This window comes from Aeromonas bivalvium (assembly GCF_046078285.1).
GTDB classification, from domain to species: domain Bacteria; phylum Pseudomonadota; class Gammaproteobacteria; order Enterobacterales; family Aeromonadaceae; genus Aeromonas; species Aeromonas bivalvium.
In genome coordinates, this window is the sequence record NZ_JBGXBV010000001.1 from 1 (window position 1) to 20,878 (window position 20,878).

Genomic DNA, 20,878 nt, shown 5'->3' on the forward strand with positions numbered 1-20,878 from the left:
TTCCGGGCAACCAGATCCTCAAGGGTTATGTGGACGTGAACGGGGTGCGGGTCGAGGTGCTGCAGGTGGAGATCAGCGGCAAGCTCGACAACGCCGCCAGCAACGCGTTCGACTACAAGGTGACCCTGTTCGAGGGGGTACACCAGGCAAATGGCAGCAGCACCGAACTGCCGTTCAAGGTCAATGTCGTCGACAGCGACAAGGGGGCGGGCAACAACGACAGCACCACGGGCACCCTCAACATCAGCATCGCGGAAGGGGACAAGCCGACCCTCAGCCTCACCGGCGTCACCCTGACCGAGGGGCGCTTCGACGGGGCCGCGAGCAACCAGACCGCGGACGATCAGCACGCCAGCGGCACCCTGACCATCACGGCGGACTCGGATCCCGTGGTGGATGTGCGCCTGACCCTCTCCGGCCAGGTGGTGGATGCCAATGGCAACCCCATCACCCACAACGGGGAGACCCTCACCTGGCAGGAGGTGCCTGGCAGCAATGGCCACGGCTTCCAGGCGGTCACCGCCAGCGGCACCCTGGTGCTGAGTGTGACCCTGCCGAGCGTGCCGGTCAGCATAGGGGCCCACAGCACTGTGACCCTGGACTACCAGGTGACGGTGCACACCAACCTGGATCACGGGGCGGATGACAGGCTCAATCTGACCCTGCCGGTCAAGGTGACCGACAGTGACGGCTCCGTGATCACCGGCGAGACCACGGCGGTGATCACGGATGCTGCCGATCCCGTGATCACCACCATAGAGAGCGTCACCGTCAAGGAGTCGGATCTCGATGGCGGCAGTGGTCAGCACGGGGGTACCAGCCCGTCTGGCACGGGAGAGGTGGCCATCGGTCAGGTGACCATCGCCGCCGGGAGCGACCGGGTGGCGTCCCTGCAACTGGATGTGGCCCGCTTCAACGCCCTCAACCAGCTGACCTCGGGGGGCAAGGCGGTCACCCTCAGCGCAGACAGCCAGCCGGGTGTCTACCTTGGCAAGGACAGCGGGGGCAAGCTCATCTTCAAGCTGACCCTGGATGTGTCCGGCCGCTATACCTTCGAGCTCACCGGCAATCTGGATCACAGTGTCCAGGGCAAGGATCTGCTGGATATCCAGCTGCCGTTGCAGGCCCTGGACAGCGACGGGGATCTGAGCGCCGAGGTGATCGGCCACGTGAGCGTGCAGGATGACGTGCCCGTGGCTGTGGATGCGGGCAAGACCCTGAACGAGGGCGGCAAGGTGAGTGGCGATCTGCTGGCCACCGCCAGCGAGGGGGCGGACGATGCCGTGGTGAGATCGGTCACCATCAACGGGGTCGAACACGAGATAGCGCCCCGCGGCAACACCACCATAGCGGTCACAGACGGCACAGGTCAGCCCATCGGCACCCTGGTGATCAATGCCGAGGGCAGATACAGCTTCACCGCCCTGAGCGGGATTGACCACAACAACAAGACCCTGGTGCAGACCATCGATTTCCAGCTGGTGGACGGGGACGGAGATACCGATGATGGGGTGCTGACCCTGACCATCAGGGACGAGGCGGGCACGTTGACCGTCAGCGCCGTCACCGGTGCCGAGGACGCGGGGGCAACCGATCCTGGCCAGGGCATCCCCATCAACATGAGCCTGGACGTCGGCGACTATGATCGGGGCGAGCATGTGGAGACTTTGCTTATCCAGGCGCCCGCCAATGCCCAGGGCACCTTCTACTTCAACGGCATCGCACTGACCACCATCACCCAGGGCGGCAAGACCTGGTATCAGGTGCCGCCGGAGGCCATGGTGGCGGTGGCCAATACCGATGACAAGTTCCAGCTCAGCGGTGTCACCTTCGTGCCCGATCATGACTACTCGAGCTACAACAATGCAGGCAATCCGCTGCGCTTCCCGGTGCAGTTGCAGGTGGGGGTCACAGAGGGGAGCAAGCCCCCGGTGCTGACCGGCAACCTGGAGATCACGGTGCAGGGCATCGCCGACAAACCCCTGTGGGAGTCCGGCAGCACGCACCAGCACTACACCACGGATGAAGACAGCAACGGCATCACCCTCAACGTCAAGGCGGGCCTCACCGACACGGACGGCTCCGAGACCCTGAGCTACCAGATAGAGTGGGCCTCCGGCCAGGGCACGCTGACCCTGAACGGCCAGGCGCTCACCCCGGGGGCGAACGGCCTCTACACGGTGGCCGGTGGCGACATCAACAAGGTGACCGTGGTGCCCGGCAAGGACTACAGCGGCGACATCAAGCTCATTGTGACCCCGGTCAGTACCGAGAAGACCCCTGTGGTCACCGGGCAGGAGACGGCCCTTGGGGATCCCATCGAGCTGGTGATCAACGTCAACCCGGTGGCGGATGACGCCAGTCTCACCATTCGTGATCTTCAGGGCAAGGAAGACACCCTGCTCGATCTGGGCAGCAAGATAGTGCTGGCCCACCCTGGCGACGCAAGTGACGGTTCAGAGACCCTGTTCGTGCGTATCGAAGGGCTGCCCGCCGGCGCCACCCTGCTGCTGGGCGGTGTGGTGGTCACCCTGGATGCCAACGGTTACTACGAGGTGCCCTATGACCAGATTGGGAACCTCAAGCTGCAACCTGCACCGGAGAGCAACGTCGACTTCACGCTCGTCATCACAGGGGTGGTGAAAGACACCGCCATCCTGACCGATGCCAATGGCCAGACCCATACCGTGGTCAACGAGAAGGTGACCGGCAGCCAGAACCTGCACGTGGATCTGGTGGGGGTGGTGGATACGCCGCTGCTGGATCTCGATACCAGTCAATGGCAGCCTGCCAGCGACAGGGGGTTCGAGATCACCATCCAGGAGGACGGTAGCGCTCCTCTGGACTTCAAGCTCATCTCGGGGGAGTTCCCCAATGCACCGGGGGATACCTCTGAAACCCTCAACCTGGTGCTCTTTGGCTTGCCAGATGGTGCTCAGGTGCTCGATGGTCAAGGCAATCCGCTGACCCTGACCTATGCAGGGCTCGATGGGAACGGTCACCCCATCTATCAGGTGGACATTGGCAGTCTGGGCAACATCCAGGTCAAGCCCCCCCTCAACAGTACCGAAGACATCCATCTGATCGGTCGTGTGGTGGTGACCGAGAACGACGGTGACAGCAAGTCGTTCGAGACACCGCTCACCATCAAGGTGGAGCCGGCCATCGACGCCACCGACTATGCCAAGACCAGCCATGGTCTGGAGGATCAGTTCACCGTCCTCGACTGGCATCCGATCTTGACCGATGGCGCCGAGCAGGTGACCCACCTCAGCCTCTCCGGTATCGAACCCGGTTACGAGATCTGGATCCGGGTCGGGGGAGTGGATACCCAGCTGACGGTGAGCGGCGGCGCCGTGGACTTGAGCGACGCCGAGTTGCAGAGCCTGCTCGGCGGCGGCCAGCTGCTGGTCAAGGGGCCAGAGGATAGCGACAGGGACACCACACTCCAGAGCCATGTCACTGTGACCCAAGTGGATGTGGACTCCAGCGCCACCGCCCAGAAGGTGATCGACGGCACCCTGCACGTGGATATCCAGGCGGTGGTGGAGCCCGATGGCAACCTGGTGCAGACCGGTCAGCTGGAGAGCCCGGACGGGCACGACATTCCCCTCAAGGATGTGTTCGTGTTCGAGGATCTGGACCCCAGCAGCGTCGAGACCATCGACTACCTGGTCATCAGCGATCTGCCCCCCGGCTTCGTGGTGGTGGGCGGGATCAACGACGGTCAGGGCAACTGGACCGTGCCCCACGACGCCCTCGGCAGCTATGCCCTGCGCTCGCCGGATGGCTATACGGGTACCGTCACCTTCAAGGTCAGCGCCAGGGTGATCGACCTTGGCGACAACAATGAAGGGGATGTGAGCGCGCCGGTTGTGCGGGAGATCACCGCCAGCGCCGACTTCAATGGCGCTACCCACTCGGGCCAGATTGCGGCCGACGTCGATTTCGACAACAGCGCCCCCATCACGGGGGTGGAGGATCACGGCGTCGACTTCGGCAGCCAGCTCAAGCAGATGGTGACCCTGGGCACGGCGGATATCGGCGATGACGAGCTCAGCATCGTCATCACAGGCTTGCCACCGGGCGTCAACGTGCAGGGGCTCACCTATGACTTCGTCAACGGCGAGTACCTCATCAAGCTGCCGGGTGGCCTCGATGATCTCGACCGCCTCACCCTGACCTTGCCCGAGGATTACGCCGGCGACGGCCTGGGCTTCAAGGTGCGCCTGGTCAATACCGACACCGTGAGCGGTGATTCCAAGGCGGTGGAGAAGGAAGTCACCCTCTCCATCACCCCTGAGGTGGACATCAAGGGGGGGGCGGACGGCCTGCCCGAGCTGCAGCTGAACGTGAAGGATGTGAACGGCGACGGCAAACCGGACAACCTGGAAGACACCGAGATCCACCTCGATCTCTCGGTCAAGCTCGCGGACATCAGCCCCTCGGTGACCGATGGCGGTCTCGAGACCGTGGAGCGGGTGGTCGTGACCGTGGATCCCCAGTATGGGCACTTCCTCGACGGCAACGGCCAGCCGGTCACCACCCTCACGGTGAATGACCCGGCGGATCTCAAGGATCTGGTGTTCGTGCCCAAGGAGCACTTCAGCGGCAAGGTGCCGCTGGCGGTGGCGGTGGATATTCTCGACACCGCCACCACGGGCACGGATCGGGGCAGCTGGAGCGGCAATGCGAGCTTCGAGGTGCTGCCGGTCAATGATCCGGCCAACCTCACGGTGAAGGATGTGAGCGGCAACGAGGATGGCAGCGTGAGCCTCGGCGGGCTCGGCGCGACCCTGATTGACAATGATGGCTCCGAGCAGATAGTGGCGCTGCAGATAAAAGGGGTGCCGGATGGTTTCACCCTGTCGGCCCCGGCGGTCAACAACGGCGGTGGCGTCTGGCAGGTGCCTGTCGGCACCGACTTCTCCAAGCTGACCCTGATCCCGCCTGCGGACTTCAGCGGCACCGTGGATCTGACCCTGAGCGCCTTTACCCTGGACAAGGGGCTCACCCAGCCCCTTGAAACCAGCGCCGGCTTCACCGTCACCGTCAATCCGGTGGGGGATGCCATCATCGCCGACATAGAAAGCAAGGCGAGCGGCACCGAAGGGGATGTGATCACCCTGAACCTGGGGGTGGAGACCCGGGACACCCAGGCCACCGGCGGCAGCGCCGGCAATGTGCACGAGAACGGCCCCGAGCAGGTGCGCGTCACCCTGGAAGGGGTGCCCGATGGCGCAGAAATCCGGCTGCCGAACGGGGTGGATGGCACAGTGGTGGATCTGGGGGGCGGCCGCTGGCAGATCACCACGGAGGGCGGCAAGCTCGATGGGGTGGAGCTGGTGACCCATGACGCCAACGGCACTCTGGACATCAAGGTCACGGCCCAGAGCCTGGACAACGGTGCCCTCGGCCCCGAGGTCAGTGGCACCATCCAGGTGGAGGTGAGCCCGGTCAACGACGCTCCCGTCAATGTGCTGCCCGGGGATCCCCAGGTGGCCCAGGAGGACACGCCTTTTACCATCAATGGCTTGCAAGTGATCGACGTGGATGCGGGCAGCGGTACCATGGAGGTGCGCCTGTCGGTGGAGCACGGCACTCTCACCCTGCCGGCAGGGAGCGGCGTGACCGTGACTGGCAACGGCACCGACTCCCTGGTGCTGACCGGCTCCCTGGCGGATCTCAACGCCCTGCTCTCCGGTGGCGTGGTCTATCAGGGCAATGGGGACTTTTATGGTGACGACGCCCTGACCATGGTCACCAATGATCTGGGCAACACCGGCAGCGGCGGCCCCTTGAGCGACACTGACGTGCTGCCCATCGAGGTGCAACCGGTCAACGACGATCCCGTCAATATCCTGCCAGGCACCCAGGTTGCCCAGGAGGATGCGCCTCATCTGATCCAGGGCCTGCGGGTGCAGGACGTGGATGCCGATAATGGCGATATCCGGGTGACCTTGAGCGTGGACAACGGCACCCTGACGGTGGTCGATGGCAGTGGCGTCACAGTGAGCGGCGATGGCAGCGGCAATCTGGTGCTGCTGGGGTCCCAGGACGCGATCAACGCCTTGCTGGACAAGGGGGTCTCCTACCAGGGGGATGCCGACTTCAACGGCCAGGATCGCCTCACCATGGTGACCAACGATCTTGGCAACACCGGCAGCGGTGGAGGTCAGGACGTCAGCAGCACCCTGGATATCGAGGTGGCGCCGGTCAACGACGCCCCCGAGCTGACCCTGCCTGCGGGTGCACTCTCGGTGGATGAGGACGGGGATCTCATCTTGGGCGGCATCAGCGTCAAGGATCTGGATGCGGGCACGGCGCCGGTACAGGTCACCCTCAGGGTCGAGCACGGCCTGCTGGTGGCCGGGGCCGGCGCCGGGATCACAGTGCTTGGCAGCAACAGCAACAGCCTGACCCTGACGGGCTCCCAGGATGCGCTCAACGCCTTCCTGGCCGGCGAGGTGCACTATCAGCCAAGTCCCGACTACTGGGGAGACGACAACCTGAGCCTGGTGGTCTCGGATCTCGGCAACACGGGGGCGGGGGGCGCCCTGGAGGCGAGCGGCCAGGTGGGCATCGCGATCGCGGCCCAGGCCGATCAGCCCACCCTGACCCTGGACAGCCACGACGTCACCGCCCTGGCGGGGGGCTGGGTCCCCCTCAGCCTGAGCGCCTGGGTCGCCAATCCCGAGCCCGGTGAGCTCAGCATCCGGCTCAGTGGCCTGGGCGGTGCCCAGGTGCTGGATCAGGATGGCCATACCGTGGGGCAAGATCTGGGCAACGGCGACTGGCTGCTGCCCGGGGACAGCAACCTGCCCCTCTTCCTCGATGGGCTGGGGGTCGGGGATCACAGCATTGCCCTGCAGGCTGAGTCCAGTTCGGGCGGCAGCGTCATCAGCTCGCTACCGGACACATTGGCCGTGCACACGGTGGCGGGCAATGAGCTCCATGGCAGCGGCGGCGATGATCATCTGGTGGGCGGTCAGGGGGATGACATCCTCTATGGCGGCGCCGGCAATGACATCCTCACGGGGGGACTGGGCAGCGACACCTTCGTCTGGCAGTTGCCGGATGCGGGCACGGCCGGCCAGCCGGCCCTCGACACCATCACCGACTTCAACCTGGCACAGGGAGACAGGCTGGATCTCAGCGACATGCTCAAGGGGAGCGGCGCTGGCAGCATCAACGACCTGCTCGCCCATGTCCAGGTGTCGGTGACGGCGGGCAGCGATGGTGCCAGCGATCTGCGGCTGGATATCTCCCCCGATGGCAGCGGTCAGGTGACCCAGTCCATCGCCCTGAGGGACGTGGATCTTTCCAGCCTCGATCTGGGCGGGGGCAGTCAGAGCGAGATCCTGACCTCCCTCATCGACAGTCAGCACCTCATCATCAACCACCCCTGATGCAACAAGGCCGCCCTCGGGCGGCCTTGTCATGTCTGGCGCGTCAGCGTCTCACCCGCAGCACTTCTTGAACTTCTTGCCACTGCCGCACGGGCAGGGATCATTGCGCCCGGGCAGCGGCCGGGGATCGACCGCAAACTGCTCCCCGTCGGTGTAGACCCAGCGCCCCGCCAGGCGCACGAAGCGGGATCGCTCGTGCAGGCAGTGGCGCTGTCCCTGCTCGGCAAACCAGGCCTTGAACTCCACCTCGCCCTCCTCATCGCTTGCCTCGCCCCCCTGGGTGGCCAGGATCTCGAGCCCGGCCCAGCGGGTCTGCTGACGCGACAGCTCGGCGGCCGTGAGATCGCCGAGATAATCCGGGTGCCAGCTCTGCACCAGGTATTCCCCCAGTCCCAGCACGAAGGCGCTGTAGCGTGAGCGCATCAGCTGCCGGGCGCTGGGGGCCGCCTGACCCTGATGGAAGGGGGCGCAGCAGCTGGCATAGGGGAGGGTGGAAGTGCAGGGGCAAGGGGTCATGGCATCGGTCGTCTGTGGATCATGGGAGCGCAATTGTAGTCAAAGCGGGGGGCCGCAGACCAGCATTGCGGCCGGTTAAGTGATCGGGGCCGGGAACTTGGTGGCGCGATTTGGGGATTGGCCGAGAATATGGGAACATTAGCCATCTTTCGCCCGCTTCGTTAACAGACCCTATGAATGAGATCGTCAAAGGCAGTATCGATTTGATCCGTCAGCTCAATTACGGCCTGGTCTATGCCAGTCTGGAGGAGCACAAGGAGCTGTCCCGCACCGATCTCTCCCGCCTGACCGGGCTCTCCCCCGCCAGCATCACCAAGATCACCCGGGAACTGCTCGATGGCGGTCTGGTGGTGCCCTGCGGCGAGAGTTCCGTTGGCCGCGGTCGGCGCCAGATCCTGCTGCGCATCAACGAGCGCCGCTTCCAGTTTCTCTCCATGCGTCTGGGGCGGGGCTATGTGGACATGGCCCTGTTCGATCTGGCGGGGCGCTCCCTGGCTCGCCATCGCCATCAGTTCAGCGACGGGGAGCGCGGCGACCTGCTGCCCAGCCTGATCCAGGCCATCGAGGCCTTCTTGCCCAAACGGGCCCTGCGCCTGGCCTGCATCGCCCTCTGTCTGCCCGGCCAGGTGGAGCGTCACTCCGGCATGGTGCGCCACTTCCCCTACTATGATCTGCGCAACTGGCCGCTCGGGCCGACCCTGGAGCAGGCCTTCTCCGTGCCCGTGCTGGTGAGCGGCGACGTGCGCACCTGGATCCAGGCCGAGCGCGAATGGGGCGCGGCCAAGAATTGCGCCGATGCGGTGCTGGTGTTCGTCCACAACGACATAGGGGTGGGCATGGTGGTCAATGGCCAGCTGATGGAGAGCGAGTCCGCCATGCTCGGGGATCTCAGCCATCTGCAGCTCGAACCCTATGGTCAGCGCTGTTACTGCGGCGGGTTTGGCTGCGCCTGTACCCTGGTCACCAATCAGGCGCTGGAGGCCCAGTATCGCGAGCTGCGCGAGCGCATGGCGGGCACGGAATCCGATCTGCCCGAGAGCGTCACCATCCGCGAGCTGTGCGAGCTGGCCCTGGCGGGCAACAACCTGTGCCAGGACATCCTGCACCAGGCGGCGGGACGCCTGGCCCGGGTGCTGGCCAACCTCATCTGCCTGCTCAATCCCGGCAAGCTGCTGCTGGGGGGCGAGATCACCCGGGCCGATCGCCTGCTGTTCCCCATGCTGCATCAGGCCCTGGCGAGCCAGCTGCCCGCCGATTACCTGGTGCGCCTGCAGATCGAGTCCACCCATTTCTACGAAGATCCCACCAAGCCCACCTCGGTGCAGGTGCACAAGGCCCTGCGCGACGGCAGCCTGCTGCTGGAGCTGCTTCGCGGCGGGAGCGGCGAGTCATGAGGGGCGGCAAGGCCCGCGCCTTCAAGGCGACGGGAGGGGGGCGATGAAACTGGGACTGCAGGGACGCTTCCTTCTCATCTTGTGTTTTATCAGCCTGTTGCAACTCATCCTGCTCAGCACCGCCAGCTATTACTATGTCTCGGAGCAGCGCTACCGGGAGATAGGGGATCAGGCCCTGGACGTGGCCCAGCTGGTGGCCCGGAACCCGGCGGTGATCGCTCAGGTGCGCCGGGCCGACACGGCACGCCTCAATCCCCTGGTGGAGCGGATCCGCGCCGATGTGGGGGCCAGCTTCATCGTCATCGGCGACAGCAATGCCCTGCGGCTGGTCCACCCCAGGGCCGATCGCATCGGCAAGCCCATGGTGGGGGACGATCCGACCCGGGCCCTGGTGCATGGGGAATCTTATGTCTCCCACGCCCAGGGTTCCCTCGGGGTCTCGGTGCGTGGCAAGACCCCGATCCGGGACGAGCTGGGCCAGATCATCGGCGTGGTATCGGTCGGCTACCTGGTGCGGGACATAGATGCGGACTTGCGGGGCTTCCTGCGTTTTGGCCTCTTCATCACCCTGCTGATCGTGCTGCTCAACAGCCTGGCGGCGGGCTGGCTGGCGCGGCGCTACAAGAAGGCGATTTTCGGCTTCGAACCCGAGCAGATAGGGCGCCTCTACGCCGAGCTCGACTGCACCTTGCGCACGGTGCGCGAAGGGATCCTCACCATAGATGGCGAGGGGCGGCTCACCTCCCTCAACCCCAACGGCATCAAGTTGCTGCGCCTGGAGGAGGGGCAGGCCAGGCGGGCCATCGGTCGCCCCGTCAACGAGCTGCTGCCCGAGACCCGCATGCTCTCTCTCATCGACGATCCCACCCCACAATATGACGAGGAGATCTGGCTCAACGGCCAGCAGCTGATCGTCAACCGCCTCCCCCTGGTGCGGGGCGGCGAGCTGATCGGTGCCGTGTCGAGCTTTCGGCGCAAGGACGAGTTGGCCGAGCTGACCGCCCAGCTCAGCCAGGTGCAGGCCTACAGCGATCTGCTGCGGGTGCAGACCCATGAACACAACAACCAGCTCGGCACCATCGCCGGCCTCATCGAACTGGGGGCCTATGAGGAGGCCCTCGCCTTCATCGGCCGGGAGGCGGAGACGGAGCAGACCCTGCTGGCCTTCCTGATGGAGGCGATCGCCAAGCCCAAGGTGGCGGCCCTGCTGCTGGGCAAGTATCACAGGGCCCACGAGCTGGGGCTGGAGCTCATCGTCGAGCCGGGCTCGCGGCTGCACGACATTCCCGCCCGGGTCTCTGGGTCCCAGCTGGTGACCCTGCTTGGCAACCTCATCGACAACGCCTTCGAGGCGACCCGCCGCCACGGCGCCCCCTATCAGCCCATCCGGGTCTCCCTGAGCGATCTGGGGCAGGATCTGGTGCTGGAGGTGGAAGATGGCGCCGGCGGCGTCGATCCGGCGCTGGCGGATCGACTGTTCGAGCCCGGGGTCAGCTGCAAGGCGGAGCCCGGCCACGGCATCGGCCTGGCCCTGGTGCGCAAGACCCTGGATGCCCTCAAGGGGCAGATCCACATCGAGCCCACCGAGCGGGGCAGCTGTTTTGTCTGTTACATTCCCAAGGACGTGTGAATGATCAAGGTATTGATAGTGGAGGACGATCCGGCCATCGCCGAGATCCACCGCCGCTTCGTCGAGCGGCTGCCGGGCTTCGTCCTGTGCGGCCTGGCCCTCACCTTAAGTGATGCCCGCGAGCAGATCGCCGTGCTCAGACCCGATCTGGTGCTGCTCGACGTCTGGCTGCCGGACGGCGAAGGGCTGGGGCTGCTCAAGCAGTTGCGCCAGGAGGGGGCGGAGGTGGATGTCATCTTGCTCACGGCGGCGCGGGAAGCCGCCACCTTGCAGGAGGCGATGCGGCTCGGGGTGGTGGATTTCATCTTGAAACCCGTGGTATTCGAGCGGCTCAAGAGCACCCTGGAGAAGTATCAGCAGAGCCGGTTGGCCCTGGCCAGCCTGGCGGACATCAGCCAGCAGGATGTGGACGCCCTGTTTGGCGCCGGCACTGGCGCCGCCCAGCCCCTGACCCTGCCCAAGGGCATCGATGCCCTCACCCTGGAGCGGGTGCTGAGCGCCCTGGTGGGCCAGGGGGCGAGCGCCGAGGAGATTGGCGCCAGGGTGGGGGTGAGCCGCACCACGGCGCGCCGTTACCTGGAGTTTCTGGTGGGCCAGCAGCTGGCTTTCCCCGAGCTCGAATATGGCACGGTCGGGCGCCCGGAGCGGCGCTATCGTCGCCGCTGACGCCGGAGTCTGCCAAGCAAAAAAAGAGCGCCTTTCGGCGCTCTTTTCATTCATGACGGAGTATCACTCATCAAGGTCTCTGCACTTTATGGGTAGGGTACAGGGCGGCAGAGTGCCAAGGATTCAGTGATCCGTGACCGGGGTGCCCTTGGGCTCCTTGCGAGCCTGCCACCACTGCCAGAGCGGGATCAGCAGCATGGTCAGGGTGATCAGGGTGAAGGCCAGGGTGATGGGGCGCTCCCACAGGAAGCTCAGGCTGCCGTCGTTGATCACCAGGGCGCGGCGCAGGTTGTCCTCCAGCATGCCCCCCAGGATGAAGCCGAGCAGCATGGGCGCCATGGGGAAGGTGAGCAGACGCAGGCCGATGGCGATCAGCGCGACCAGGGTCATCACATGGATGTCCATGGTGTTGAACGACACCAGATAGACCCCGGTCAGGGAGAAGAGCAGCACCATGGGGATGAGCACGGGGCGCGGCACCGCCAGCACCTTGGCCAGATAGGGAATGAGCGGCAGGTTGAGCACCAGCAGCACCACGTTGCCCAGATACATGGAGATGATCACCGACCAGAACACATCCGGATGCTCCATGAACAGGCGCGGGCCCGGCTGGATGCCGTAGGCGACCAGGGCGCCCAGGATCAGGGCCGTGGTGCCCGAGCCCGGGATCCCCAGGGTGAGCAGGGGCACGAAGGAGCCGGTGGAGGCGGCGTTGTTGGCCGCTTCCGGCGCCGCCAGGCCGCGCAGGCTGCCCTTGCCGAACTGATCCTGATGCTTTTTGCCTGCGATGTTGCGCTCGGCACCATAGGCCATGAAGGCGGCGATGGTGGCGCCAGCCCCCGGCAGCACGCCGATGAGAAAACCCAGCACCGAGGAGCGGGCGATGGGGGGCGCTATCTCCTTGACCTCTTCCTTGCTGAGCTTGAGGCTGCCGAGCTGCTGCATCTGCTTGGCCTCTTCCTCGCTGTTGTCCTTGCCCGGGCGCAGCACCGCCATCAGGATCTCCGCGAGGGCGAAGGTGGCCATGGCCAGCAACAGGAAGGAGAAGCCGTCGCGCAAGTCCGGCAGACCGAAGGTGAACCTGTCCACCCCGACGCTGCGGTCGATGCCGATGGTGGAGATCATGATGCCGAACAGCGCCATGATGAGGGCCTTGAGCACCTGGCCCTTGCCGGCAAACGCCGCCACGGCGGAGAGGCCCAGCACCATGAGGGCGAAGTAGTCCGCCGACTGGAAGGAGAGGGAGACCTTGGCCAGCAGGGGCGCCGCCACCATCAGCATGATGGCGGAGAGGGTGCCGCCGGTGAAGGAGGCGTAGGCGGCGATGGCCAGCGCCTTGCCCGCCTGACCCTTGCGTGCCAGGGGGTAGCCGTCGAAGGCGGTGACCACGGTGGCCGAGCAGCCGGGGGCGTTGATCAGGATGGAGGAGGTGGATCCGCCGAAGATGGCGCCGTAATAGACCCCCGCCATCAGGATGATGCCGGAGGAGGGATCCAGGCCATAGGTGATGGGGATCATCAGGGCGATGGCGGTGACGGGCCCGAGACCCGGCAACATGCCGATAAAGGTGCCGACGAAGCAGCCGAGCACCACCATCATCAGGTTGACCGGCAGCAGCGCTGTGCCGAGTCCTTGCAAGATTCCGTCTAACATGGTGACTCCTTAAAACCCGAGCAGGGTGAACAGGCGACCCGGCTCCAGATAGACGTTGAGCCCCTTGGTGAGCAGGGCCCAGAAACCGAGGGAGAAGGGGACGCTGATCATCAGGCCGTAGCGCAGGCTGGGCTCACCCAGTACCCGTATGCCCACGGTCAGGAAGGCGATGGTGGAGAGCACGAAGCCAAACCAGGTCAGCCCCAGGCCATAGACCACCATGAGCCCGAGCAGGATGAAGACCCGGCGCCAGTCTCCCTCTTCCCGGCGCAAGGGTTCGCCCCCGGGAAAGATCACCAGCAGCAGGGAGAGCAGCACTCCGAGCCCGGCCAGGGCATAGGGCAGGGTGCTGGCGGTGAAGGGTTCATACTCGTCGCCGGGGTAGCCCGGGATCTCGGTGGCGTAGTAGCCATAGGCGAGAGAGAGCAGCAAAAACAGCAGGCCTCCCAGTCGCTCCTTGGTGATGTTCATGGGTCTTCTCTCCAACATGGACGGCGGGGCAGCGCCCGCCTGTTATGTGACAACGAGGATTACTTGATGAAGCCGAGCTCGCGCATCAGGCCGCCGATCTGCTGCTCCTGGCCATCGAGGAAGGCGGTGAACTCGGGACCGGACTTGTAGAGGTTGGTCCAGCTGTTGCGGCTGCGGACCACTTCCCACTCCGGCTTGTCGTACATCTGCTTGAGCAGGGTGGCAAACTCGGCGGATTTCTCCGGGCTGATGGTGGGGGAGGCGAAGTAGCCGCGCCAGTTGGCGAAGACGGTGGGGTTGTTCTGCTCGCTGAAGGTGGGGATCTGATCCGCCCCCGGTAGACGCTGGTCGGAGGTGACCCCGAGGATCCGCATCTGGCCGGACTTGACCGCTTCCATCGCCTCGCCAAAGCCGGTGGAGATGGCCTGGGTTTCACCCGCCAGCACGGCGGCCATGGCGCTGCCACCGGCATCGTAGGCGACGTAGCGCAGCTTGCTGGCGTCGGCGCCGGCATTCTTGAAGGTCAGGGCGGCGACCAGGTGATCCAGGCTGCCACGGGCCGAGCCCCCGGCGATCTTCACCTTGGCCGGGTTCTCCTCGTAGGCGGCCAGCAACTGGGCCCAGTTCTGATAGGGGGAATCCGCCTTCACCGCCAGCGCCTGGTAGTCGGCGATGATGGCGGCGACCGGGGTCAGGTCCCGGAAGGACTGGGGCAGCTCCTTGGAGAGGGATTTGACGATGATGGGGGTGGAGTTGACCATCAGGGTCTTGTCGGACTGGGCCGAGGTCTCGATGAGGTGAGCGATGGCCTTGGCGCCGCCACCGGCGGACATGTTCTGGTAGGAGACGGTCTTGATCAGGCCGGACTTGGCCAGCACTTCACCTGTGCCGCGGGCCGTGGTGTCCCAGCCGCCGCCAGCGCCGCCGGGGATCAGGAAGTGGACTTCGTCGATCTGGGCATGGGCGCCGAAGCTCAGTGCGAGCAGGCTACCGATCAGGGTGCGCTTGAAGGTTCCTTGCAACATGGTGCTCTCCTTGTGATTGTTGCAGGAAGGTTAATGCGAGGTGGCCAGCCGGAAAAGATTGTGACCGAAATGGTTATTTCGGCTGTTGTGGCCATTGTGTTCATTCTGTTCGCGCCTTTCCCTGGGCGGGATTGCCGCAAGACCGAAGAATGAGGGGACGTGCCGGGGAGGCGGAGCCGGGTCTGCGCCGGGCCCGGGAGGCAAAGGCGGGCGAGGCCTGGGGCGACAAGGGGGCAGATAAAAAAACCGGCGCCTTGGCGCCGGTTTTGATTCACTGCGACTGGTTTACAGCGATGCGGTGAAGGTACGGGTGATGACGTCCTGCTGCTGCTCTTTGGTCAGCGAGTTGAAGCGAACGGCATAGCCGGATACGCGGATGGTCAACTGCGGATATTTCTCCGGGTTTTCCATGGCGTCCAGCAGCATCTCGCGGTTCATCACGTTGACGTTCAGGTGCTGGCCACCCTCTACGTTGGCTTCGTGGTGGAAGTAACCGTCCATCAGGCCGGCCAGGTTGGCTTTCTGGGCTTCCATGTCTTTACCCAGGGCGTTCGGCACGATGGAGAAGGTATAGGAGATACCATCTTTGGCGTAGGCGAACGGCAGCTTGGCGACGGATGTCAGGGACGCAACGGCGCCCTTCTGGTCACGACCGTGCATCGGGTTGGCACCCGGGCCGAACGGCGCACCGGCACGACGGCCATCCGGGGTGTTGCCCGTCTTCTTGCCGTACACCACGTTGGAGGTGATGGTCAGCACGGACTGGGTCGCCACGGCGCCGCGGTAGGTATTGAGCTTCTGGATTTTCTTCATGAAGCGCTCGACCAGGTCGCAGGCGATGTCATCGACGCGGGCGTCGTTGTTGCCGAACTGCGGGTATTCCCCTTCGATTTCAAAATCGATGGCCACGCCATCTTCGTCACGTACCGGCTTGACCTTGGCGTACTTGATGGCAGACAGGGAGTCGGCCGCCACGGACAAACCGGCGATGCCGCAGGCCATGGTGCGATAGACGTCACGGTCGTGCAGCGCCATCAGGGAGGCTTCGTAGCTGTACTTGTCGTGCATGTAGTGGATGATGTTCAGGGCGGCGACGTACTGCTTGGCCAGCCAGTCCATGAAGTGATCCAGACGGTCCATGACGTTGTCATAGTCCAGGTACTCACTGGTGATCATCTCGGTCTTGGGACCGACCTGGATCTTGAGCTTCTCGTCCATGCCGCCGTTGATGGCGTACAGCATGGTCTTGGCCAGGTTGGCACGGGCACCGAAGAACTGCATCTGCTTGCCCACGATCATCGGGGAGACACAGCAAGCGATGGCGTAGTCATCGTTGTTGAAGTCGGCACGCATCAGATCGTCGTTCTCGTACTGGACGGAAGAAGTCTCGATGGACACCTTGGCACAGTACTTCTTGAACGCCACCGGCAGCTTCTCGGACCAGAGGATGGTCAGGTTCGGCTCGGGGGAGGGGCCCATGGTGTAGAGGGTGTTCAGCATACGGAAGCTGTTCTTGGTGACCAGGGTGCGGCCATCCACGCCCATGCCGGCCAGGGTTTCGGTGGCCCACATGGGGTCGCCTGAGAACAGTGAATCGTATTCCGGGGTACGCAGGAAGCGCACCATGCGCAGCTTCATGACCATGTGGTCCATCAGCTCCTGGGCTTCCTGCTCGGTGATCAGGCCCTTTTGCAGGTCACGCTCGATGTAGATGTCCAGGAAGCTGGAGGTACGACCGAAGGACATGGCGGCACCGTTCTGGGACTTGACTGCCGCCAGGTAGGCGAAGTAGGTCCACTGCACGGCTTCCTTGGCGTTTTTGGCCGGTACCGAGATGTCGCAGCCATATTTGGCGGCCATCTCTTTCATCTGATCCAGGGCGCGGTATTGATCGGAGATCTCTTCGCGCAGACGGATGGTGGCTTCCAGGTTGACGCCGTTTTCGAGATCGGCTTGCAGGGACTTGAACTGGGCCAGCTTGTCGGCCATCAGGAAGTCGATGCCGTACAGGGCCACGCGGCGGTAGTCACCTATGATGCGGCCACGGCCGTAGGCATCGGGCAGACCTGTGATGACGCCGGATTTGCGGCAGTTCAGTATGTCCTTGGTGTAGACATCGAACACGCCCTGGTTGTGGGTCTTGCGGTACTCGGTGAAGATCTTCTTGACCATGGGGTCCAGCTCGCGGCCGTACACCTTGCAAGAGGTCTCTACCATCTTGATACCGCCGTTGGCGATGATGGCGCGCTTGAGCGGCTTGTCGGTCTGCAGGCCGACGATCTGCTCCAGGCCCTGGTCGATATAACCGGCATCGTGAGCGGTAATGGTGGAGGGCAGGTCGGTATCAAAATCGACCGGCGCATGGGTGCGGTTCTCGATCTTGATCCCTTCCATGACCTTGTCCCACAGCTTGGTGGTCGCGTCGGTCGCGCCAGCCAGGAAGGACTCGTCACCTTCATACGGGGTGTAGTTCTTCTGGATGAAGTCGCGGGTGTTGACAGAGGTCTGCCACTCACCGGCCGCGAAGCCTTCCCATGCTGCCTGGAACTGCTCGTTAAGTTCTGCCATTTTCATTACCTCACACGGTATTGATGTAGTACCCCGTCATCATCCTTAATGATGGCGACGGAAGATAAACCAGTAAGTCAGACCAACCATGACGCCGCCACCTATGATGTTGCCAATGGTCACGGGGATCAGGTTGTGAAAGACGAAGTTCGAAACGGTCAGGTCGGCAAACTGCGCCGGGCTCTGGCCGATGGCCTGCCAAAACTCCGGGCTTGCGACGCTGTGGATTGCGATGCCAACCGGGATCATAAACATGTTTGCGATGCTGTGCTCGAAGCCCGATGCCACGAACATGGCCACGGGGAGCAGCATCACCATCACCTTGTCGGTGGCACTGCGGGCGCCGAAGGACATCCAGACGGCGAGGCACACCATGAGGTTGCACAGGATGCCGAGGGCCAGGGCCTCGAAGAAGGTGTGATGCAGCTTGTGCTGGGCCACTTTCATGGCGTTCAGTCCCCATTGACCATCCGCCGCCGTGTACTCGGCCGACATGATGATGAGGGCGACTATGATGAGGCCGCCGATGAGGTTGCCGAAGTAGACCAGGCCCCAGTTCTTGAACAGCTGGCTCCAGCTGATGCGATTCGCCGCCTTGGCCACCAGGGTCAGGGTGGTGGAGGTGAACAGCTCGGCACCGAGCAGGACACAGAGGATGAGGCCGAGGGAGAAGCACAGACCGCCCACCAGCTTGGCCATGCCCCAGGCCATGCCGTTCGAGCCGGTGGTGACTGTGATGTAGAAGACAAAGGCGATGGCGATGAAAGCGCCTGCTGTGATGGCCAGGGGGATGACCTTGTATGCGGGCTTGGTGGCCTTGGCATAGGTGATGTCTTCGGCCAGTGCGGCTATGGTTTCGGGCTTGAGACAGTCAAAGGGGGATTCTGCTTTCAATTGTCATTGTCCTGGGATTTTGCCTGTGGAAATCATAACAAAGGGGGTGATCCCCGAAATTGATGCCGATCAAGGTTGGCCGATTGCGAATGTAATTTTACTACAGTTTTATGGCCGCAATGGCGCCGCTCCCTCGGTGCTAGTTTCAACTGATATATAAATGATATTTTTATAACTAAATGATTATGTTCAGGTTATCAAGCTCCAGTCCGGCTGAGTCCTGATCGAACCTGGTCACACCCTCCGCCTGCGTCCCCTCTGAATGCCCTCCCTCCAAAGGGGTGATTTTTGTTGGTTATTATCATGACGGGAAGCGGCGCCACCAGTATAGCCGAGGTAAAGTCGGTTACATATGACAACTATCTGTCCGGATGCACTGACACGGGGAGGAAAGGGGGTGAACTGCGTCTGGCGCGGACAGGCCTGGATGAGGAGACCGGGAGTGCGGGCGGGGCCGAAGCAGGGAGGGCAGGAGGGGGCGAGCCTGTGTGGTGGCCATAAAAAAACCGGCGCCTTGCGGGCGCCGGTGTTGCTGCGAAGGGAGCGGAAGCGGGTTACACCACGCCCTGGCTGCGCAGGTAATCCTCGTAGGTGCCGCCGAAGTCGCGGATGCCGTTCTCGGTCAGTTCCATGATGCGGGTCGCCAGGGAGGAGACGAACTCACGGTCGTGGGAGACGAAGATCAGGGTCCCCTTGTAGAGCTCCAGCGCCAGGTTCAAGGATTCGATGGATTCCATGTCCAGGTGGTTGGTCGGCTCATCCATGATCAGGATGTTGGGGCGCTGCATCATCAGCTTGCCGAACAGCATGCGACCCTGCTCGCCACCGGAAAGCACCTTGACCGGCTTCTTGATGTCGTCCTGGGAGAAGAGCAGACGACCCAGCACCGAGCGTACCGCCTGCTCGTCTTCGTTGGGCTGCTTCCACTGGGACATCCAGTCGAACACGTTGAGATCGGTGTCGAAATCGTCGGCGTGATCCTGGGCGTAGTAGCCTATCTGGGCGTTCTCGGACCACTTGATGGTGCCGCTGTCCGGCGCCAGCTCCCCCATGAGGGTCTTGATCAGGGTGGATTTACCGATGCCGTTGGTCCCCAGGATGGCGACCTTCTCGCCCACTTCCAGCATCATGTTGAGGCCCTTGAACAGCGGCTCCTCACCATACCCCTTGGACAGCCCTTCGATCTCCAGGATGTTGCGGTAGAGCTTCTTCTCCTGCTCGAAGCGGATGAAGGGGTTCTGACGGCTGGAGACCTTCACTTCCTCGATCTTGATCTTGTCGATCTGCTTGAGGCGGGAGGTGGCCTGGCTCGACTTGGAGGCGTTGGCACTGAAACGGGAGACGAAGGATTGCAGATCGGCGATCTGGGCCTTCTTCTTGGCGTTGTCGGCGATCAGACGCTCCCGGGCCTGGGTGGCGGCCGTCATGTACTCGTCGTAGTTGCCCGGGTAGACCCGCAGCTCGCCGTAGTCCAGATCCGCCATGTGGGTGCAGACGGAGTTCAGGAAGTGACGGTCGTGAGAGATGATGATCATGGTGCTCTCGCGATCGTTGAGCACCTGCTCCAGCCAGCGGATGGTGTTGATGTCCAGGTTGTTGGTCGGTTCGTCCAGCAGCAGGATGTCGGGGTTGGAGAAGAGCGCCTGTGCCAGCAGCACCCGCAGTTTCCAGCCCGGGGCCACTTCGCTCATGGGGCCGTTGTGCAGTTCGATGGGGATGCCGGCACCCAGCAGCAGCTCGCCGGCGCGGGATTCGGCGGTATAGCCGTCATACTCGGCCACCAGGCCTTCCAGTTCGGCGGCCTTCATGTAGTCGTCGTCGGTCGCTTCCAGATTCGCATAGATGGCATCGCGCTCGGCGATGGCGGCCCACAGCTCGGTGTGACCCATCATGACCACGTCCAGCACGCGCATCTCTTCGTAGGCGAACTGATCCTGACGCAGCTTACCGATCCGCTCGTTGACGTCCAGGCTCACATTACCGCCAGTGGGCTCCAGATCGCCGCCGAGGATCTTCATGAAGGTGGACTTGCCACAGCCGTTTGCGCCGATGAGGCCGTAGCGGTTGCCGCCGCCAAACTTGACGCTGATGTTCTCAAACAACGGCTTGGCGCCGAACTGCATGGTGATGTTGTTGCTGCTTAACAAAGGATCTGTCCCGGGTTGTCTGCCAAATGGCGCGCATTATGGCACAAGCTCCCCGAAAGTTTTAGCGAGAAGTGTGATCCGGGTCGTCCGAGGGGGTGGTTCGGGGGGAAAGCGGGGGCGCGATGGCGGCCAAAACGGGCGTCATAAGAGCCTGTTAAGACTAAAGTCGTGATTTCCTAAAGACAAACAGCTGCTAGATTGAGCGTGAAACATTTCGTTAACAAATGGAGTTGGGAAATGGCATTTGAAAGTGAAGACAAGGCCAAGGCCTACTGGCGGGAGAATCTCTCCCTGATGCTCAAGTTGCTGCTGGTGTGGTTCGCCGTCTCCTATGGGGCGGGCATCATACTGGCCGACTGGCTCAATCAGTTTCATCTCTTTGGCTTCAAGCTGGGCTTCTGGTTTGCCCAGCAGGGGGCCATCTATGTGTTTGTCGTCCTGATCTTCGTTTACGTTCACCAGATGAACAAACTGGATCGCAAATATGATGTTCATGAAGACTGAG

General features: G+C 63.3%; 12 protein-coding genes. 5 read left to right on the forward strand and 7 right to left on the reverse strand.

Going from position 1 to position 20,878, the window contains the following annotated elements; genetic code table 11:
• Nucleotides 1-7,409 (forward strand): T1SS-143 repeat domain-containing protein (locus ACEUCR_RS00005; protein ID WP_408787392.1); only part of this gene is annotated, 7,409 nt, incomplete at its 5' end.
• 51 nt (nucleotides 7,410-7,460) lie between these two features.
• Here the strand turns inward: ACEUCR_RS00005 and ACEUCR_RS00010 are convergent.
• On the reverse strand, nucleotides 7,461-7,925 hold the full coding sequence (locus tag ACEUCR_RS00010; RefSeq protein WP_408787393.1) for a YchJ family protein: 465 nt from the start codon (nucleotides 7,923-7,925) through the stop codon (nucleotides 7,461-7,463).
• 173 nt (nucleotides 7,926-8,098) lie between these two features.
• Between ACEUCR_RS00010 and ACEUCR_RS00015 the strand changes: the two genes are divergently transcribed.
• From ACEUCR_RS00015 to ACEUCR_RS00025, 3 genes are read left to right on the forward strand one after another with little or no spacing between them, the layout of a single operon-like run.
• Entirely contained in the window at nucleotides 8,099-9,319 is a 1,221-nt protein-coding gene (locus ACEUCR_RS00015) for an ROK family protein (RefSeq protein WP_392440733.1), read from the forward strand.
• A gap of 43 nt (nucleotides 9,320-9,362) precedes the next feature.
• Complete coding sequence (locus ACEUCR_RS00020) at nucleotides 9,363-10,949, forward strand: ATP-binding protein (protein ID WP_041996740.1); 1,587 nt, start codon at nucleotides 9,363-9,365, stop codon at nucleotides 10,947-10,949.
• Complete coding sequence (locus tag ACEUCR_RS00025) at nucleotides 10,950-11,615, forward strand: response regulator (protein ID WP_408787394.1); 666 nt, start codon at nucleotides 10,950-10,952, stop codon at nucleotides 11,613-11,615.
• A 123-nt stretch (nucleotides 11,616-11,738) separates the two neighbouring features.
• On the opposite strand, the gene ACEUCR_RS00030 is transcribed toward ACEUCR_RS00025, so the two are convergent.
• The 6 genes from ACEUCR_RS00030 to ACEUCR_RS00055 form a co-directional block, all read right to left on the reverse strand.
• Nucleotides 11,739-13,268 carry a tripartite tricarboxylate transporter permease gene (locus ACEUCR_RS00030; protein ID WP_392440737.1) on the reverse strand — a complete coding sequence of 510 codons (1,530 nt, stop codon included), beginning with the start codon at nucleotides 13,266-13,268 and terminating at the stop codon, nucleotides 11,739-11,741.
• A gap of 9 nt (nucleotides 13,269-13,277) precedes the next feature.
• Nucleotides 13,278-13,739: a tripartite tricarboxylate transporter TctB family protein gene (locus ACEUCR_RS00035; RefSeq protein ID WP_041996746.1), complete on the reverse strand. Its 462-nt coding sequence runs from the start codon at nucleotides 13,737-13,739 to the stop codon at nucleotides 13,278-13,280.
• A gap of 59 nt (nucleotides 13,740-13,798) precedes the next feature.
• A complete protein-coding gene (locus ACEUCR_RS00040) occupies nucleotides 13,799-14,764 on the reverse strand; it encodes a tripartite tricarboxylate transporter substrate binding protein (protein WP_041996748.1) in 966 nt (321 codons plus the stop codon).
• Between the two features lie 285 nt (nucleotides 14,765-15,049).
• Nucleotides 15,050-17,332, reverse strand: coding sequence for a formate C-acetyltransferase (pflB, locus tag ACEUCR_RS00045; protein ID WP_041996750.1), 2,283 nt, complete (start codon nucleotides 17,330-17,332; stop codon nucleotides 15,050-15,052).
• 45 nt (nucleotides 17,333-17,377) lie between these two features.
• On the reverse strand, nucleotides 17,378-18,226 hold the full coding sequence (gene focA / locus ACEUCR_RS00050; RefSeq protein WP_041996752.1) for a formate transporter FocA: 849 nt from the start codon (nucleotides 18,224-18,226) through the stop codon (nucleotides 17,378-17,380).
• Between the two features lie 554 nt (nucleotides 18,227-18,780).
• Entirely contained in the window at nucleotides 18,781-20,373 is a 1,593-nt protein-coding gene (locus ACEUCR_RS00055; RefSeq protein WP_041996754.1) for an ABC-F family ATPase, read from the reverse strand.
• Nucleotides 20,374-20,610: 237 nt separating this feature from the next.
• Between ACEUCR_RS00055 and ACEUCR_RS00060 the strand changes: the two genes are divergently transcribed.
• On the forward strand, nucleotides 20,611-20,877 hold the full coding sequence (locus ACEUCR_RS00060) for a DUF4212 domain-containing protein (RefSeq protein WP_041996756.1): 267 nt from the start codon (nucleotides 20,611-20,613) through the stop codon (nucleotides 20,875-20,877).
• Nucleotide 20,878 lies beyond the last annotated feature (1 nt).

Excerpts from the sequence above, each read along its gene's own strand:
- ACEUCR_RS00010 (WP_408787393.1), bottom strand. The coding sequence starts at position 7,925 with ATGACCCCTTGCCCCTGCACTTCCACCCTCCCCTATGCCAGCTGCTGC.
- ACEUCR_RS00015 (WP_392440733.1), top strand. The coding sequence starts at position 8,099 with ATGAATGAGATCGTCAAAGGCAGTATCGATTTGATCCGTCAGCTCAAT.
- ACEUCR_RS00020 (WP_041996740.1), top strand. The coding sequence starts at position 9,363 with ATGAAACTGGGACTGCAGGGACGCTTCCTTCTCATCTTGTGTTTTATC.
- ACEUCR_RS00025 (WP_408787394.1), top strand. The coding sequence starts at position 10,950 with ATGATCAAGGTATTGATAGTGGAGGACGATCCGGCCATCGCCGAGATC.
- ACEUCR_RS00030 (WP_392440737.1), bottom strand. The coding sequence starts at position 13,268 with ATGTTAGACGGAATCTTGCAAGGACTCGGCACAGCGCTGCTGCCGGTC.
- ACEUCR_RS00035 (WP_041996746.1), bottom strand. The coding sequence starts at position 13,739 with ATGAACATCACCAAGGAGCGACTGGGAGGCCTGCTGTTTTTGCTGCTC.
- ACEUCR_RS00040 (WP_041996748.1), bottom strand. The coding sequence starts at position 14,764 with ATGTTGCAAGGAACCTTCAAGCGCACCCTGATCGGTAGCCTGCTCGCA.
- pflB (WP_041996750.1), bottom strand. The coding sequence starts at position 17,332 with ATGGCAGAACTTAACGAGCAGTTCCAGGCAGCATGGGAAGGCTTCGCG.
- ACEUCR_RS00060 (WP_041996756.1), top strand. The coding sequence starts at position 20,611 with ATGGCATTTGAAAGTGAAGACAAGGCCAAGGCCTACTGGCGGGAGAAT.